14 protein-coding genes are annotated in these 17,069 nt (G+C 50.9%); 11 read left to right on the top strand and 3 right to left on the bottom strand.

Annotation, left to right across the window (positions count from 1 at the left end; all coding sequences use genetic code 11):
* Positions 1–39 precede the first annotated feature (39 nt).
* From MHI55_RS28655 to MHI55_RS28645, 3 genes are all read right to left on the bottom strand, one after another.
* Entirely contained in the window at positions 40–876 is an 837-nt protein-coding gene (locus MHI55_RS28655) for a methyl-accepting chemotaxis protein (RefSeq protein WP_036612668.1), read from the bottom strand.
* A gap of 375 nt (positions 877–1,251) precedes the next feature.
* Positions 1,252–2,253 carry a GTP 3',8-cyclase MoaA gene (moaA, locus tag MHI55_RS28650; RefSeq protein ID WP_338707193.1) on the bottom strand — a complete coding sequence of 334 codons (1,002 nt, stop codon included), beginning with the start codon at positions 2,251–2,253 and terminating at the stop codon, positions 1,252–1,254.
* A gap of 119 nt (positions 2,254–2,372) precedes the next feature.
* Positions 2,373–4,565 (bottom strand): methyl-accepting chemotaxis protein, encoded by a 2,193-nt coding sequence (locus tag MHI55_RS28645; protein WP_340387830.1) that lies wholly within the window; start codon positions 4,563–4,565, stop codon positions 2,373–2,375.
* 396 nt (positions 4,566–4,961) lie between these two features.
* Here MHI55_RS28645 and MHI55_RS28640 point away from each other — a divergent pair, with 396 nt between their 5' ends.
* The 11 genes from MHI55_RS28640 (at position 4,962) to MHI55_RS28590 (ending at position 17,062) form a co-directional block, all read left to right on the top strand.
* A complete protein-coding gene (locus tag MHI55_RS28640; protein WP_339195880.1) occupies positions 4,962–5,786 on the top strand; it encodes an ABC transporter ATP-binding protein in 825 nt (274 codons plus the stop codon).
* Positions 5,787–5,820: 34 nt separating this feature from the next.
* Positions 5,821–6,579 carry an ABC transporter permease subunit gene (locus MHI55_RS28635; RefSeq protein WP_340387828.1) on the top strand — a complete coding sequence of 253 codons (759 nt, stop codon included), beginning with the start codon at positions 5,821–5,823 and terminating at the stop codon, positions 6,577–6,579.
* Positions 6,576–7,514 (top strand): ABC transporter permease, encoded by a 939-nt coding sequence (locus MHI55_RS28630; protein WP_340387825.1) that lies wholly within the window; start codon positions 6,576–6,578, stop codon positions 7,512–7,514. Before MHI55_RS28635 ends, MHI55_RS28630 begins: the two co-directional genes overlap by 4 nt.
* 140 nt (positions 7,515–7,654) lie before the next feature.
* Positions 7,655–8,719: an ABC transporter substrate-binding protein gene (locus MHI55_RS28625; protein ID WP_338707188.1), complete on the top strand. Its 1,065-nt coding sequence runs from the start codon at positions 7,655–7,657 to the stop codon at positions 8,717–8,719.
* Between the two features lie 242 nt (positions 8,720–8,961).
* The gene (locus MHI55_RS28620) at positions 8,962–10,335 is read left to right on the top strand and encodes an aspartate aminotransferase family protein (RefSeq protein ID WP_036612653.1); all 1,374 of its coding nucleotides are present in this window, start codon (positions 8,962–8,964) and stop codon (positions 10,333–10,335) included.
* 97 nt (positions 10,336–10,432) lie between these two features.
* Positions 10,433–11,722 carry a M20 family metallo-hydrolase gene (locus tag MHI55_RS28615; protein WP_340387823.1) on the top strand — a complete coding sequence of 430 codons (1,290 nt, stop codon included), beginning with the start codon at positions 10,433–10,435 and terminating at the stop codon, positions 11,720–11,722.
* A 4-nt stretch (positions 11,723–11,726) separates the two neighbouring features.
* Complete coding sequence (locus tag MHI55_RS28610) at positions 11,727–12,608, top strand: nitrilase-related carbon-nitrogen hydrolase (protein WP_091012887.1); 882 nt, start codon at positions 11,727–11,729, stop codon at positions 12,606–12,608.
* Positions 12,609–12,657: 49 nt separating this feature from the next.
* The gene (locus MHI55_RS28605) at positions 12,658–14,025 is read left to right on the top strand and encodes an NAD(P)-dependent oxidoreductase (RefSeq protein WP_339191453.1); all 1,368 of its coding nucleotides are present in this window, start codon (positions 12,658–12,660) and stop codon (positions 14,023–14,025) included.
* 72 nt (positions 14,026–14,097) lie between these two features.
* Positions 14,098–15,393 carry an NAD-dependent dihydropyrimidine dehydrogenase subunit PreA gene (preA, locus tag MHI55_RS28600; protein ID WP_076319240.1) on the top strand — a complete coding sequence of 432 codons (1,296 nt, stop codon included), beginning with the start codon at positions 14,098–14,100 and terminating at the stop codon, positions 15,391–15,393.
* Positions 15,390–16,835, top strand: coding sequence for a dihydropyrimidinase (gene hydA, locus MHI55_RS28595; protein WP_339191024.1), 1,446 nt, complete (start codon positions 15,390–15,392; stop codon positions 16,833–16,835). Before preA ends, hydA begins: the two co-directional genes overlap by 4 nt.
* Complete coding sequence (locus MHI55_RS28590; RefSeq protein ID WP_047840726.1) at positions 16,835–17,062, top strand: hypothetical protein; 228 nt, start codon at positions 16,835–16,837, stop codon at positions 17,060–17,062. Before hydA ends, MHI55_RS28590 begins: the two co-directional genes overlap by 1 nt.
* Positions 17,063–17,069: the final 7 nt, after the last annotated feature.

Below are 17,069 nucleotides of genomic sequence, written 5' to 3'. Positions count from 1 at the left end.
TATGGTTAGTCATTTGAGTTAAGTTCATCGTAATCGGATCTATTCCGCCTTCAGCAACATGGATTCAATAAACACTTTCAGATCACGGCTTACACTGTTCAACTGATCAATGACCTCGCTGAACTCGGTTACCAGCACAGCCTGTTGGTTGCTCGACTGTGAGATCGAAGTGATCTCCTGCTCCATCTGCTGAATGGAATGCTGAACATCCTTCAAGGAACGTTCGATATTCACCGTAGCTTCTTTGGTACCCGTAGAAAGTTTACGCACTTCAGATGCAACGACGCTGAATCCGGCGCCTGCTTCACCTGCTCGGGCCGCTTCGATGGCTGCATTCAGGCCGAGCAGATTGGTCTGTTCTGAGATTTCACGGATGAATGCGGCGACTTTGTTCACTTCGCCTGAGTTCTGCACAGCCATGCGGGTATTATCCAAAATCTGCGTGGAAGATGCCGTCAATTGCTCGGATTGGGCGGCTACCGTCTGCACCATATCTGTTAATTTTCCGCTGATACCGCCGATCAATTCAGTGAAGTACTCCAGTTTTTCCTCGTTCTGAAGAGAGAAACCAATGGCAAGTGTGCCCACGATATTTCCTTGTTCATCCCGAAGTGGGGTGGCCGCCGAGTTGATTGATGTGCCATAGAATTTCGCATCAATACGGTTCGCTGAAGTTTCCCCATGTATAAGTGCCCGGCGTAGTGTAGGGTCATCGAGGGAAACGGGGTCTCCAGCCTTGATGCCCAGATCGAGTTCGTTGCTGGGAACATAATACCAGAACTTCTCCGTGTCGGTTACCGCAATCATGATATCGTGTTCTTTCAGCATAATTTTAAAATATGGACTTGCTGCAACGAGTGCTTCAACGATGTTCAATAAGGTTCAGCTCCTATAATGTATGTGTATCATCTAGATGTATTGTATACATCGTCAGAATGAGGTTAATCTTGAAGGCCTGATAAGGGCTTAACGTATATTAATTAAATTTTTAACAAATGAAACAGGGGAATTGATGATTTTCAGAAATTTATGAAAATATAACGAAAAAGCAGACAAGAACATCATGTTCTTGTCTGCTTGGGGTATTCGCCTATTCCTTGTGACACGCTCCACTTCACGTTATGAATGCTGATTCACGTAAGGGGTCACCGCGCCAGCGTTACCTCTTCCGTTGTGTGAAGAGGTCATCCTGACAGTAGAGATATATATCCATACGCAGGAATGCGCGGTCGTGTTATATGCGTACTGTTGTTATCCGCCAATCTGGGACATGCGGCGTACCGTCGGTGTATGAGATTGCATTTTTTGTTCCAAAGCCAGAGCCATCTCATGATTCTTTGGTTTCGTACCCAGCGCTTTGAGGAAAAGCGCCGCCATAGCGTCCGGATCATCCACGAAGCGGCGAACATTATACTCATCGGACCAGTAGAGGCAGGCTTTGATATGTCCGTCAGCGGTCAGCCGAAGTCGGTTGCAATTGTCACAGAAGTGATCGCTCACGGGATGAATCAATCCAAATGTGCCTTCGGAGCCCGCAATTTTCATATTACGTGATGGGCCATTGCCCGCAGGGCCTGTTGTATTTTCTACCGTCCAGCCTGATTCAGCACATACATCTGTCACGGCTTCCAGCGGCAAATAAGATTTGCGCCATGAGTCCGAAGCCTGTCCAATCGGCATATATTCAATAAAACGCACATGAAGAGGTTGATCAATCGTCATTGCAATAAAATCCTTGATCTCATCATCGTTGATACCCTTCATCAGCACAACATTCAGCTTGATCGGAGCAAGGCCAGCGGCTGTTGCAGCTTCAATGCCTTTCAGTACCTTGTTCACATCTCCGCCGCGGGTAATCATGGAGAAGCGATCAGCGCGCAGGGAATCCAGACTGATGTTAATCCGGTTCAACCCAGCATCTTTCAACGCCTGAGCTTGTTTGTCCAGCAGAAGAGCGTTGGTAGTCAGGGCAATATCGTCAATCCCGTCAATTGCCGAGATCATGCTGACGAGCTTGTGCAGATCCTTCCGTACCAGCGGTTCGCCCCCCGTGAGCCGAACTTTACGCATGCCCATCGGAGCAAGCACTTTCAGCACCTGTGCAATCTCTTCGTAGCTCATAATCTCATCATGTGGAGCAAACTCCATACCCTCTGCGGGCATGCAATACACACAGCGTAAATTACAGCGGTCCGTAACAGAAATACGGATGTAGTCATGTATCCGGCCAAATGAATCCTGAAGCAGTTCCATGCAGACCACCCTTTCATCGGTTCAGATTGGAAATCTTCTATTATAAATGATACGACAATTTCAAAAGGAACAGTTGCATCAAATTTTAGCTATTTCTCCAATCCGCGTCAACGATGACGTCAGATGACAGCATTTTTGGTGGGGTGATTCAGATGGAATTGTCCCACGAGTTGTTGCAGAAAGACCGTAATGGCTTCCACGTTATGCGAAGAATGCTGAACCTGCAACATATCACGGATCAGCTCCATCATTTCTGCTTCTACCTCGGCAGAAGTCGCCCGATTTTGATGACTGATTGCAGCAATATTCTCCATCAGCATGACCACTTGATCCACGACTTGAGTGCGCTCAGGTTCTTCAGCAGTAGCATTTTGCAGAAGTTGCGAAGCGGCCTGAACCAGTGTTGTTCCTTCAGCCAGCACCTGATCTCCCTCTGTGATTAATTGAGATGCTGCTCCTGCTGCCGTTGAGATTCGGTCCAGAATTTGATGAATATTTTCAGTTGAAGAGCGGGATAACTCGGCTAGCTTGCGGATTTCCCCTGCCACGACCGAGAACCCTTGGCCATGTTCGCCTACGCGTGCGGCTTCAATTGTAGCATTCAGAGCCAGCAGGTTGGTCTGAGCTGAAATTTCATCAATGACAGCCAGTGCACGGTAAATCTCTTTCATGGTATCCATGAAGGACAGGATGGTACGGTTAGTATCGGATACCGCTCCTGAGATTTGGGTCATTTTGTCGCCGATTCGTTCCACTTCCTGCTGGGCCACGCTGATCTGTTCGGTAGCAGAGGTCTCCAGTTGTTGCAGCGTTATGCGCATGTGATCAGCAGCGATCTTGGCCTGGTCGAGATCTTCCAGTTGGGTGCGAATGGCCTGAATCATCGAACCAAGCTTGTAATTCACACGTTCAGTCGTGCCTTGGGTTGTCTCTGTTGAAGTTCGCATCTGATACTGATTATCCATAACGTCTACCGTGGCAAGTTGTACCTTCAGCATAATGCCTTCCAGAGAATCAATCATGTTGTTGATCCACTTCGCGAGTTCACCTGATTCGTCTTGGGCAAAAGCAGACGTGTCTAGGCGCTGGGTCAGATCACCCCTGCCTTCGGCGTTAATTCGAATAAATCGGCTGATGCGACGCAAGTCTTCATGAACTCGTTGATATTGGCTGCGATGCAGCTGTAATGCAGTGAAGAATCCGAATGACACGTTAAAAGCGGCCATTGCTGCCGCGCTCCAACCACTACCAGTGAAGGCATAGACAAGAGCTGCTCCTGCAACGCCTGACAAAAGTGTGAAGAGACTGTGCTGTTTGAACTGGCGCCAGCCGATGCTTCGTATCCGATACACTTCCTCCAGATCCCCTTCACACATCATGCCCCAGCGATCAGGACAGTATGGCAGCTGGAAGGTGATGCCTTTACCGATCACAGAAATATGGCGATAATCCGAGTAGCCGGGAAAAGCTACGAACAGATTGGAACCATTCTGAATGGTGTTTGCTACTCCGGGGTGTAGTTCTCCGGTCGACGGATCAGTGAACATGAGTTCCAGTTCGGTATGCTCCTTGACGGAAACGATACCCCATTCGGTGGTGACACCATCTTTGAGATTTTCCCCATGTGTAAAGGTACGGTCTTCGAATCGACTTCGGGATAAGGCGGTGCCGGGTTGCAGATGGGGCCGTAATATCGACTCAGCCATAAAGAGGTAATTGTCACCGGAATCGGGATAGATATGACCTGATTCTCGTTGGATCAGGTCACCGAGTACATCCCCGGGAACACGGCTGCATAATGAACCGACATATCGACCTTCCTGCAGGATTGGGGAGATAAACAGCAAGGTGACATCATCGTGAAAAGCGGACGAGCGTGGACCAATATCCAACGTCAGTGGATCAGAATATGGGCCATACAAACACTTTTTCCCATGACAATCTGCTCTGGAGTATTTCAATCCTGGTCCAATTAAAGCTTCGTAATCTTCATAGATCTGTCCAATATGTTTCTTATATGTAGAGAATACCACCTGATTCTGTTCGTTCAGCATGAATAGCTCCGTACTGTCTACGGCTCGAATATAACTGGATTGAAACCATACATCTAGTTTGCTTAGTTGCTGTGAACCTTGTAATACATCCTGTAATTGAACTGACTGTATCTGTTGAAGCAAACGATCCAGGTGATTCCATTGTTCATCTGCCCAGTCCATCATAAGCTGCCGTCTCGTTTCGGCAATCCCCTCAAAAATCTGTTCCACATCTTCCTTCATATGTGCGTTCAACCGATACGATCGCCACAGCGGCAATCCTTTTCTCCATCCCAGCCAATCAAACATCATGACCACCCCGATTTCTGGATTCTCTATTCAATCTTTATACAAGAAAATGAGCAAGAATACGAGGGCATATGTCATATTTTCCGAATATTTAATCAATAAATACAAATGATTGTGCGCTTGTTGTTAGGTGAAATGAATGTTAGCTATCTACGAAGAAAACTCACATGTATGTATCTGAGAATCCGTCTCATTTTACATTGTGTAACATGAACAGGCCCATACTCAAAACACACTGTATAATGTAATCCGCGCCCAAAGCGATATAGTATTATCTAACAAGCAAAACCTGTTACGTTAATGTATATAAACCTCCCATTCAGCCTTGGTGTGTAATGAAAACAACTTCCACAAAGGAGAATGCCCATGTCCTCCGCACCCTCAGCTACAGTCGCCGAAGCCTGCCATATTGATGTAGATCATGTGTCCGTTATCTTTGGCACAGGTACACAACAAGTCACTGCCTTGTCGGATGTTACATTCCAGATCCAGTCCAATGAGTTTGTCTCGCTGCTTGGCCCTTCCGGCTGTGGCAAGTCCACCTTGCTCCGGCTGGTGGGTGATCTACTTCAGCCCACCTCAGGCACCGTTCGCATTGCAGGTCAGGAGCCTGAGCGGGCTCGGCTACAGCGACAGTTCGGTATTGTCTTCCAGACACCAGCCTTGTTCGATTGGCGCACGGTTCGTCACAATGTGGAATTGCCCTTGGAGCTACTCGGTACCCGCCGGAAGGAGTGCCGCCGCATTAGTGGTGAGCTGCTAGAAATGGTAGGGCTAACCCGCTTCGCCGACCATTATCCATGGCAACTCAGTGGAGGGATGCAGCAACGTGTATCCATTGCGCGTGCACTTGCGCTTGATCCGCCATTGCTGCTCATGGATGAACCCTTCTCTGCCTTGGACGAATTCACGAAAGAAAAGCTTCAATTGGAGCTGCTTGAGATCAAGCGCTCAACAGGCAAGACCTTCCTCTTTGTCACACACAGCATCCCCGAAGCCGTATTTCTGTCCGACCGGATCATCGTGCTCTCGGCACATCCGGGGCAAGTACATTCCATTCATTCCGTCAATCTGCCTTCCGAACGTCATAGTGAACTGAGAGAAACGGAAGCCTTCTACCACATGATTACAACCATTCGCAACTGCTTCTACGAGGAGCGTGATGAATCTCATGTCCCTGCGGTTCTTTAAACCGGGATATCGATCCTGGGTTGTCATCTGGATTATGACCATATTGGTGCTATGGGAAGGAATCGCCTGGATACTCCAACTGTTCTTGTCACCCCAGCAGGCGGCGTCTCGCCTTCCTTATCTGCACGAAGTCCTTGCAGCCTTGTTTCGTTACTCGAGTACGCTCGCAGAGCAGGGGGCTGTCACGTTTGGCAATGCAGCCATTGGTTTTGCAGGGGGAACGCTGCTGGGTCTGGGTTTAGCGCTGCTCATGAGTGCGGCTGTCTGGCTGGAGCGCACGTTATCGCCATATGTAGTCTCTTCACAGATGGTTCCGGTCATTGGTCTCGCACCAATCGTGTACGGCATCATCCACAACGCGGAATGGGCCCGAATTGTTATGGCGGCGTATGTTACTTTCTTCCCGATCATCATCCATACATTAAAAGGATTGAAAAGTGTAGCACCAGAGCATCTGGAACTGATGCGTTCCTGTGGAGCTTCACTGACTGCACGATATATCAAATGCCTGCTGCCCTCAGCACTGCCGGGACTATTTTCTGGTATGAAAATAGCTGCTCCGCTGGCGGTGACCTCCTCCATCGTTGTGGAATTAATGGGAGCTCCCGACGGACTCGGCGTCCTGATGGTCAGTTCGTTATATTACGGTCATGCCCAAGTTGGTATGTTCTGGGCCACCATCATGCTTAGCATTGGCATTGGCCTGATCTCGTATCTGGCCATCAGTCTGGCTGAACGTTGGCTAACCCCTTGGCAGCCTGAATTCAGGGCCAAAGGAGGTGATGCCATATGAGTGAAGGTAGAGTTTTGCAACGGAAGCGTGATGAAGGTGTGGCTATTGCTGCTGTAACTGGCGCGGCTACGCCCCTCACGGGTTCACTGATAACATCTGCTCCAGGATCAGAAATTCACGGACAACAGGGACAAGCCGAAAAGGCCAGATTGGGTACCAGCGTTCGCAGGCGCTCAATTGTACTGAGTATGCTTCCTTGGGGGGCGGGTGTGGTGTTTCTCGCCCTCTGGCAGCTCAGGTTGTTTCATTGGATATTCTCGCTGGAAAGCTACCAACTGCCTGTGCCTTCCGCGATTGCGGCATCCATTCAGGAAAATGCCAATATGCTCTTTCGATACGCGATGTATAGCGGAACCGAAATGCTGGGAGGTTTTTTGCTCGGTTCATTGTTGGGTGCTCTGGCGGCAGCGGGTGCATCGTTCTTTCCAACAAGCGGCAGGGCCGCGGTTACGGTTCTGTCTGCACTTAATGCTGTTCCGATCGTGGCCCTTGCCCCGATTATGAACAATTGGTTCGGTGATGGGATCTGGTCTCGTATTGCAGTCGTCACGGTGATTACGATGGCCGCCATGGCCGTCAGCCTGTTCAAAGGACTGACTTCCATTCAGCCGCAGTACAGTGATCTGCTGAGTGGTCTAGCCGCGAGCAGGATGCAGTTTTTTTGGAAGTTGAGACTGCCTCATGCGCTGCCTTCCCTCTTCGCCGGTCTGAAGATCAATATGTCGACCAGTATTATCGGGGCCATTGTGGGTGAATTTTTCATCGCCTCCCAGGGGCTGGGGTACTTGCTCTCGGATCAGATTCGACTGGCAAACATGCCCTTGGCCTGGTCCTGCATTGTCATCGCAGCCGCGCTCGGCATTGTGTTGTATGAAGCGGTTGTCCTAGCAGAAAAACGACTCATTCCGTGGAATCGTGCACGCACAGATCACTAACATACATCAGGGTACCAACCTTCCATAGATCGTAATACGTGATTGAGGTTGTTCAAAAAGTCCACGGTACTGAAAAGCAGACTTTTTGAACACGGACTGATGCTTGATAAATCGTATATAAACAGGGGGTTGTTCTGTACATGTACAAAACGTTGAAGCCGGGTTTGCTGGTATTGGTCCTGTTGGTTGTTACGATGCTGAGCGCATGTTCTACGAAGTCCGAGCCGGCGGCTGAGCCTGTCGCTGCGAGTTCAGGAGGGGCTGGAGAAGCAGATCAACCCTTAACCAAAGTGAAAATTCAGCTGAAATGGGTGCCGCAGGCGCAATTTGCCGGGATTTATGCAGCGAAGGAAAAAGGTTTTTTTGCAGATGAAGGCATTGATGCCGAGATTATTCCGGGTGGTCCGGATATCGTGATTGAGCAGCAGGTGGTCAATGGTGCGGCCGATGTGGGAATCACAGGAGTAGACAGTCTGCTGGTCAGCCGGGATAACGGTCTGCCACTCGTCTCGCTCGCCCAGATCTCGCAGAAGAGTAGTTATCGCTTGATCGCCAAGAAGTCCCTAGGCATTACTGATCCGGCTCAGATGAAAGGCAAGAAGGTCAGTACTTGGTTCGGCAGTCAGCAGTTTCAGGTGCTCGCGTTCATGGAGAAGAATGGCCTGGATCCAAAGAAAGACATTGAACTGGTGAAGCAGGGGTTCACGATGGATCAGTTTTTCAACGATCAGGTGGATGTAGCTACGGCGACGATCTATAACGAATACCACGTTGTGCTGGAAAGTGGAACGAAGGAATCCGATCTGGATGTGTTCAACATTGAAGATGCCGGTGTTGGCATGTTGGAGGATACGCTAATTGCCAAGAAGGATTGGGTAGACAGCAACCGTGAGCTTGCGGTCAAAGTGACCCGTGCCATTTTGAAAGGCTGGAACTACGCCATTGATCAACAGGATGAGACGGTCGATATCGTAATGAGTAATGTGACGGATGGCAGCACCACCCGCGAGCATCAGGTCACGATGCTGGAAGAGATTGCAAAGCTGATTCGCCCGGAAGGGTTTACGGAGCAGCAAGTCGGCAGCTTTGTAGATGAGTCGTTTACCCGAACTGCGGATATTGCACTGAACTATGGTTTGATCAAAAAAGCCGCCAACCTGGATGAAGCGCTGGAGAAAAGCATCTATGAAGAAGCTGTGAAATAAGCGTGGACGAACATTTACACAAGAACGAAGAGTGCAGAACCAATCTGAAGAAGCGAAGCGTGCGCCTAAAAGCTTTCTGAAAGAAAGCTGCTTCGGAAGCATATGCAAATCCCCGGATTTTTCCTTAAGGAAAAAAATGCATCTAGAAAATCTGGGGATAACAGCGATCGGAAGATGGTACTGCAATCGGAGTGGGCGAGTGTAAAGTCTGTAGGTCCAGCTTAAAGAGAGGAGGATGACGAATGAGTTCTGTAGATCAGCAGCCTCAGCCGCTTGGTGGTACGAAGGAAGAATGGCTGGAGAAAGATCGCAAATATGTATGGCATCACATCTCACCTCATAACGATCATCCGATGATTGCAGTAAGCGGGGAGGGCAGTTGGATCACCGATCAGGATGGTACGCGTTATTTGGATGCGATGTCGGGACTGTGGTGTGTGAATGTGGGGCATGGGCGTGAGGAGATTGCGCGGAGTGCCTATGAACAGATGAAAGCACTCGCTTATGTACCGATGACGCAGAGTCATGAACCAGCGATTTTGCTGGCGGAGAAGCTGAATGAATGGCTGGAGGGGGAGTATCGAATATTCTTCTCCAACTCAGGTTCAGATGCGAATGAGGTGGCTTTCAAAATAGCCCGTCAGTACCACCATCAGAATGGTGAGCCTACTCGGCACAAATTCATCTCCCGTCACCGTGCCTATCACGGTAACTCCATGGGAGCGCTGGGCGCCACTGGGCAAGCCGCACGCAAGATCAAATACGAGCCACTCGGCGTAGGTTTCTCTCATGTTCCGCCACCATATTGTTACCGCTGTCCGTTTGGACGAAACAAGGATGGATGCGGACTCGAATGTGCAACCATCTATGAAGAGGTGATTCGTTGGGAAGGTCCTGAGACGGTTGCCGCAGTAATTATGGAGCCGGTGATCACAGGGGGCGGCATGATTGTACCCCCACCGGATTATATGCGTACCGTGCAAGAGATCTGTCAGCGCTATGGCGTGCTGCTCATTGTAGATGAGGTAATCTGCGGTTTTGGTCGATCTGGGCAGAAGTTTGGTCATCAGAACTATGGCGTACAGCCAGATATTGTGACGATGGCAAAAGGCATGACCAGTGCGTATTCGCCGCTATCAGCAACGGCGGTGCGAGCCGATCTGTACGACACGTTCCGGGAACCCGGCCCGGATACCCATTTTCGCCATGTGAATACGTTTGGCGGGAATCCGGTATCCTGCCGGGTGGCACTGGCAAATCTGGAGATTCTGGAACGAGAGAATCTGGTCAGCCGGGCGGAGGAACTGGGAAACCTGCTTCGTGAGAAGCTGGAACCTTTGCTGGAGTTGTCCATTGTGGGGGATATCCGTTCATTCGGATTCGCCTGTGGCATTGAATTGATTGAAGCAGACGGATCTCCTGCGGAGGCGGATAAAGTAATGAAGGTACTCGCCAGTTGTAAAAGGGATGGCATCCTGATTGGCAAGAACGGCGATACCGTACCGGGGTTTGCAAACATTTTGACGATCTCTCCACCGTTTGTTACCACCGAGGATGAGTTGGATCTGATCGCTGGAAGTTTACTCGTTGCGCTACGTAGTCTGGACGCAGGTTAGTTGCCATACACAGGTACGACAGACGTTTACGGTTTAGCAAGCGAGATGAAAATTTTCATATCATTACGCGAAAATAAGCGCAAGGAGGCGAGGAAGGATGCAGATCACAACAGGCAAACTCATTAATCAGCTTCGGCTGAATGAGCGAATTGAGCAGTTGTCACAGATTGGCCGAATCGCGGAGACGGGTGTTTGCCGACTTGCCCTGACCCCGGAAGATATGGATGGCATCATACAAGTTCGTCTCTGGATGGAAAATGCCGGTCTGACGACGCGACTTGATCCGTTTGGCAATCTGATTGGTCGTCTGGAGGGTGCGGATCAGGCGCTGCCGCTCCTCATGATTGGTTCCCACATCGACTCTCAGCCTTATGGCGGTCGATATGATGGAGCGATTGGTGTGCTAGGCGCGCTCGAAGCAGTGCAATGCCTGATCGAAAATGGCATTCAGCCCCTAATGTCAATTGAGATAATTGCCTTTTGCGACGAAGAGGGTTCCCGTTTTAACAAAGGCCTTTTCGGCTCACGTGGCATAACGGGTCAGTTGGAAGAAGGCGAACTGGAGCGGCAGGATAAAAATGGAGTGACCCGCCGGGAGGCACTGGAAGCCTTTGGCTGTTCTCCTTCGGATTTTGAAGAGGCGATCTATCCGCCAGGTTCCATAGGCAGTTATCTGGAGTTGCACATTGAGCAGGGGCCGGTGCTGGAAGCGATGAATGCACCAGTAGGTCTGGTGACGGGCATCTCGGGTCCGTTGTGGCTTACGGTGACGATGAAAGGCATGGCGGGTCATGCCGGCTCCGTTCCGATGGGAATGCGGCATGATGCTCTGGTAGGTAGCGCCAAAGTCATTGCGGCTTTTGACGATATGGTGAGAGAAGACCCGGAAGCTCCAACTGTAGGTACGGTGGGAAGTCTGAGGGTGTTTCCAGACTCGCGTAACATTATCCCGGAGGAAGTCAGCTTCACGGTTGATTTACGAGACATGGAGATGGAACGCAGGAACCGGCTTGAAGCCCGATTGATGAACATTTTGGATGACGTGAGTTTCCGATATGGTCTAACCTACTCGCTAACAGAGGATACGAATAGTGAGCCGGGGTATTGTGCAGAGCCAATCAAGTCGGTGATTCGTTCATCCGCGGAAGAGATCGGGGTTACTTTGCCAGAACTGATGAGTGGTCCGTTCCATGATGCGTTGGCCCTTTCGCTTGTGTGTGATTATGGCATGATCTTTGTCCGCAGCAAAGACGGCATCAGTCATCATCCCAGCGAATATTCCTCCCCGGAGGATATTGGACTGGGCACGGAAGTGTTATATCGCACCATTCGGAGGATGTGTAGTGGAGTGAACCAACCAATCATTTTACCTGAGGAGGCGTTGTGACGTTATGGGCAAAATCAGCATCGGATTAATCCAGGCTTCCCATGAGATTGAAGGTTCGGCTCCCGTTGAGGTACACAAAGAAGCTGCGGTTCAGAAGCACATAACGCTGGTCCGTGAAGCTGCTGCACGAGGGGCCAAGATCATCGGATTGCAGGAAGTTTTCTATGGCCCGTACTTTTGCACAGAGCAGAATCCCAAATGGTATGCATCCGCTGAACCGGTGCCGGAAGGGCCAACGACCAGACGTTTTCAGGAGCTGGCAAAGGAGCTTGCGGTGGTGATTATTTTACCTGTGTATGAGGTGGAGGGCATTGCTTCGTATTACAATACGGCAGCCGTTATAGATGCAGATGGTACGTATCTGGGCAAATATCGCAAACATCATATCCCGCATGTGGAAGCAGGTGAGGGCACGAATGGGTTCTGGGAAAAGTATTATTTCAAACCAGGTAACCTTGGGTTTCCGGTATTTGATACGGCCTACGCCAGAGTCGGCGTGTACATCTGTTATGATCGTCATTTTCCGGAAGGCGCACGATTGCTCGGGTTGGCGGGGGCAGAGATTGTTTTCAATCCGTCCGCTACGGTTGCGGGTACATCGGAATATCTGTGGAAACTGGAACAGCCTGCTCACGCGGTAGCTAACGGCTATTATGTAGCGGCCATCAACCGGGTTGGCGTGGAAGCACCATGGAATATGGGTGAATTTTATGGACAGTCGTACTTGGTGGACCCGCGAGGCAGAATGGTAGCGATCGGCAGCCGGGATCAGGATGAGGTCGTCATTGGCGAGATGGATACGGAGATGATTCGTGAGGTGCGTAATGTGTGGCAGTTCTACCGAGATCGCAGGCCGGAAACGTACGAACATCTGGTTAGTCTGTAAAAGTAGCTGGAAGCTGCGCGGATCAAACTTCAGGAGGTGCATGACATTGATGAACAGCTCAGGAACAACGTTATCCGATTATGGGTGGGAGAGTCGTTTTGCCGAGATGAAACCCGCCATGACAGGCAAGGAAGCGATGGAGGAGTCAAACCGCTGTCTGTACTGTTACGATGCACCTTGTATCAAAGCCTGTCCAACCGACATTAATATCCCTTCTTTTATTAGCAAAATATCCACAGGTCACCTGAAAGGTTCGGCCCGCACCATCATGGATGCAAATCCGGTTGGAGCCAGTTGCGCACGTGTCTGTCCCACAGAGGAACTGTGTGAAGGTGCATGTGTCCTAAACGAATCGTCGAAGCCGATTCGCATTGGTGACTTGCAGCGTTACGCCACTGACTGGGCGCGGGCGAAGAATGAGCCGTTATTCCAGGCAGCACCTGCCAATGGGAGAACCGTTGCTGTTGTGGGAGCGGGGCCAGCAGGACTGTCGGCGGCACGTGAACTAGGGCGTGCGGGTTATGAGGTGACGATCTACGAGGCCAAACCCAAAGGCGGTGGGCTGAATACGTACGGCATCGTATCTTTCCGTTTGCCCGAATCGGTTGCGCTATGGGAAGTGGAGCAGGTGGAGGCAATTGGTGTGCAGATTCGTTATGGGGTGCGCATCGGTGTGGATATTCCTGCTTCGCAGTTGCTGGAGCAACATGAAGCGGTCATTCTAGCCTGTGGCATGGGTTCAGTACCTATGCTGGGCATTGAAGGGGAGACACTCGAAGGTGTCTATGATGCGATTGAACTGGTGGAGTCTACCAAGCAAGGTGTTCCACCCGCTTTGAATGGTCTGAAGGTCGCCGTTATTGGCGCGGGCAATACGGCGATAGATGCAGCAACCTGTTCGGTACGTCTTGGTGCCGAGCGGGTGCAGATGTTATATCGGCGCGGGGAAAGCCAGATGACGGCGTATGCGTTTGAATATACGTTTGCCAAGCAGGAGGGTGTGGAGTTCCGCTGGTTTACGATGCCGCAGCGTATCATTGGAGACGAGAACGGTCGGGTTCAGGCTGTGGAATGCGTGAAAATGGAGCTAATTACCCCGTCTGGTGGTGGGCGCGCGTTGCCTGCGCCTGTCGAGGGATCGGAGTTCATGATTGAATGTGATACGGTCATCCGGGCGATTGGACAGCATCGTTTATTACCATTAATCGAAGCATTTGGGCTGCGTCACCACGGGGGTGTCGTTGAGATCGAGCCGCATACGTATCGTACCTCACATCCTCAGATCTATGCGGCAGGAGATGTTATTTTTGGTCAGGGCCAGGGTGAGGCGATGGTTGTCTCGGCTGCACAGCAGGGTAAGCTGGCTGCTGTCGCTGTCATGAAGGCGTTGCCTGGACAGGTGGAAGAGACGGCTTGAGCAGCGAGGGAGACAAGGTACGGAGTGTCCAGTGTAACTAATATGTTCAAACAACACCAAGGAGGGATCGTTATGGCTGACTTATCCATTAATCTGGCAGGTATTCGATCACCCAATCCATTCTGGCTGGCCTCTGCACCACCGACCAATACGGGATATCAGGTCCAGCGTGCGTTCGAGGCGGGCTGGGGTGGCGCGGTGTGGAAGACGCTGGGCGAACCAATTATCAATACATCCTCGCGTTTCGCGGCGGTTCATTTTGGTGGGCAGCGGGTGGCAGGGTTTAACAATATCGAATTGATATCCGATCGTCCGCTGGAAGTGAATCTGCGGGAGATCGCCGAGACCAAGAAACGCTTCCCGGACCGTGCGGTTATCGCTTCACTGATGGTGGAACCTACGCGGGAGAAGTGGCATGAGATTGTGAAAAAGGTGGAGGCTGTCGGCGTCGATGGCCTGGAGCTGAACTTTGGTTGCCCGCATGGCATGGCCGAACGTGGTATGGGAGCCGCCTCTGGTCAGCAACCTGACCTGGTCGAACTCCAGACGATGTGGGTGAAGGAAGTGGCGACTACACCGGTGATTGTAAAGCTCACGCCGAATATCACGGATATTACGGCAACTGCCCGGGCAGCTGTACGAGGTGGCGCGGATGCGATCTCTCTGATCAATACGATTAACTCCCTGGCAGGTGTGGATCTGGATTCGTGGAATACCGTGCCGCATGTGGGCGGCAAAGGAGCACACGGCGGATACTGTGGCCCAGCGGTAAAGCCCATCGCACTGAATATGGTTGCCGAGTGTGCGCGTAATCCTGAAGTTGGTGTACCGATCTCAGGGATTGGTGGCATATCCGACTGGCGGGATACCGCAGAGTTTCTGCTCATGGGCGCTACAGGGGTCCAAGTATGTACCGCAGCCATGCATCATGGATTCCGCATTGTGGAAGACATGATTGATGGCCTGAACGATTATCTGGATGAAAAGGGTCTGAGCAGCGTTGCAGAACTGGTAGGTCAGACGGTTCCGCGTTACTCCGATTGGGGCAATCTCGATCTGAACTACAAAGTCGTCGCCCGCATCAACCGCGATGTCTGCATCAACTGCAACAAATGCCATATTGCTTGCGAGGACACCTCGCATCAGTGTATTGATATGTTGACCGACCCGTCCGGCTCCTATCTGGAAGTGGTGGAAGAGGACTGTGTTGGCTGTAATCTGTGTTCGATTGTTTGCCCGGTGGATGGGGCGATTGAGATGGTTGAGCTTGTGCCTGAGCAGGAACCTGTAACCTGGAATGAACGTCAGTCTGCGATTGCGATGTTGCAATCGGTTAGAGATCAATCAACCAAGGAGGCGATATCATGAGTACCCGCAAATTGATTCGTAATGGTGTGTTGGTCACGGCGTCGGATACCTTTGAAGCAGATATTTTGATCGAAAAGGGTAAAATCACACAGATTGGCATCGGACTGGTGCCAGACGAACGAATGGAGGTTGTAAATGCATCGGGCTGTTACGTCATTCCGGGCGGGATCGACCCGCATACGCATCTGGATATGCCCTTCGGTGGAACGGTAACGGCGGATGATTTTGCGACGGGAACGACAGCGGCAGCTTTTGGCGGTACAACAACGATCATTGATTTTTGTCTGACACAAAAAGGCCGTCCATTAATCGAATCTCTCCAGGAGTGGCATGCCAAAGCCGAGGGTAAAGCCGCCATCGACTACGGTTTCCATCTCATGATTGGCGAGATGAATGATCAGGTGCTAGAAGAGCTACCACAGATCATTGAAGAAGAGGGTGTGTCATCCTTCAAGGTGTTCATGGCGTATAAAAACCAGTTTCAGGCCGATGACGGGATTCTCTTCCAGACGTTGCAAAAGGCAAAAGAGTACGGCGCACTCGTCATGGTTCATGCCGAGAACGGGGATGTCATTGACCTGCTGGTTCGACAGGCGCTCGCCGAAGGGCGCACGGAGCCGATTCATCATGCGCTGACTCGTCCATCCATGCTGGAGGGAGAAGCAACAGGGCGTGCGGCGCGTCTGGCTGCACTTGCGGATTCACAGCTGTATGTGGTGCACGTGACCTGTGCGGAAGCAGTGGAGCAAATTGCGCGTATGCGTGAAATGGGCTACCGGATCTGGGGGGAGACCTGTCCTCAGTATTTGACACTGGATCAATCGATCATGGATCAGCCAAACTTCGAGGGTGCAAAGTATGTCTGGTCACCACCGCTGCGGGAAGCAGCGCATCAGGAAGTACTGTGGAACGCACTGAAAAGTGGTCAGTTGCAGACGATCGGCTCTGATCATTGCTCATTTAATTTCAAAGGGCAGAAGGACTTGGGCAAGGATGATTTTAGTAAAATTCCGAACGGGGGGCCTGTCATCGAAGATCGTCTCAGCATTCTGTATTCCGAAGGTGTAGTCAAAGGAAGGATCACACTGAATCAGTGGGTTGATCTATGTTCGACAAGAGCGAGCAAGTTATTTGGACTATTTCCGCAGAAAGGGACTCTCGCTGTCGGGACAGACGCGGATATCGTTATTTTTGACCCCTCTGTAAACAGGGTGATCTCGGCAGATACGCATCATATGAACGTGGATTACAGTGCATTTGAAGGTATGCAGGTACAGGGATGTCCGGTGACGGTGTTGTGCCGCGGGGAGTATGTCATTCGAGATCGGCAGTATACCGGAACAGCAGGGGCAGGCCAATATGTGAAGCGCAACAAGTATGATGCAGGCGCGCCCATACCGATGAAACATCCTGTGACGGCAGTGAATGGAGGGAGAAGCTGATGTCGGATCATGATGTGTTTGAGACCGAGAGGATTGCCATAGAGCGAATGGTTGCACAGGGTTATCGGATCTATGCGGTACGGGAACATCTGGAGGGTGCTCACGTCATATGGGGGCACCCGGATCTTCCCGAAGAGAAACAAGAGCAATACGTAGGCACGGCGTCTGGACGGAAGTGGTTCAGTCACATCCTGATTCGCCAGCTTCAAGAGCAACGGGGAGCGTAGACCATAC

This window comes from Paenibacillus sp. FSL E2-0151 (assembly GCF_037993015.1).
In the GTDB taxonomy this organism is placed as follows: Bacteria; Bacillota; Bacilli; order Paenibacillales; family Paenibacillaceae; genus Paenibacillus; species Paenibacillus amylolyticus.
This window is presented reverse-complemented; position numbering and strand designations above follow the sequence as displayed.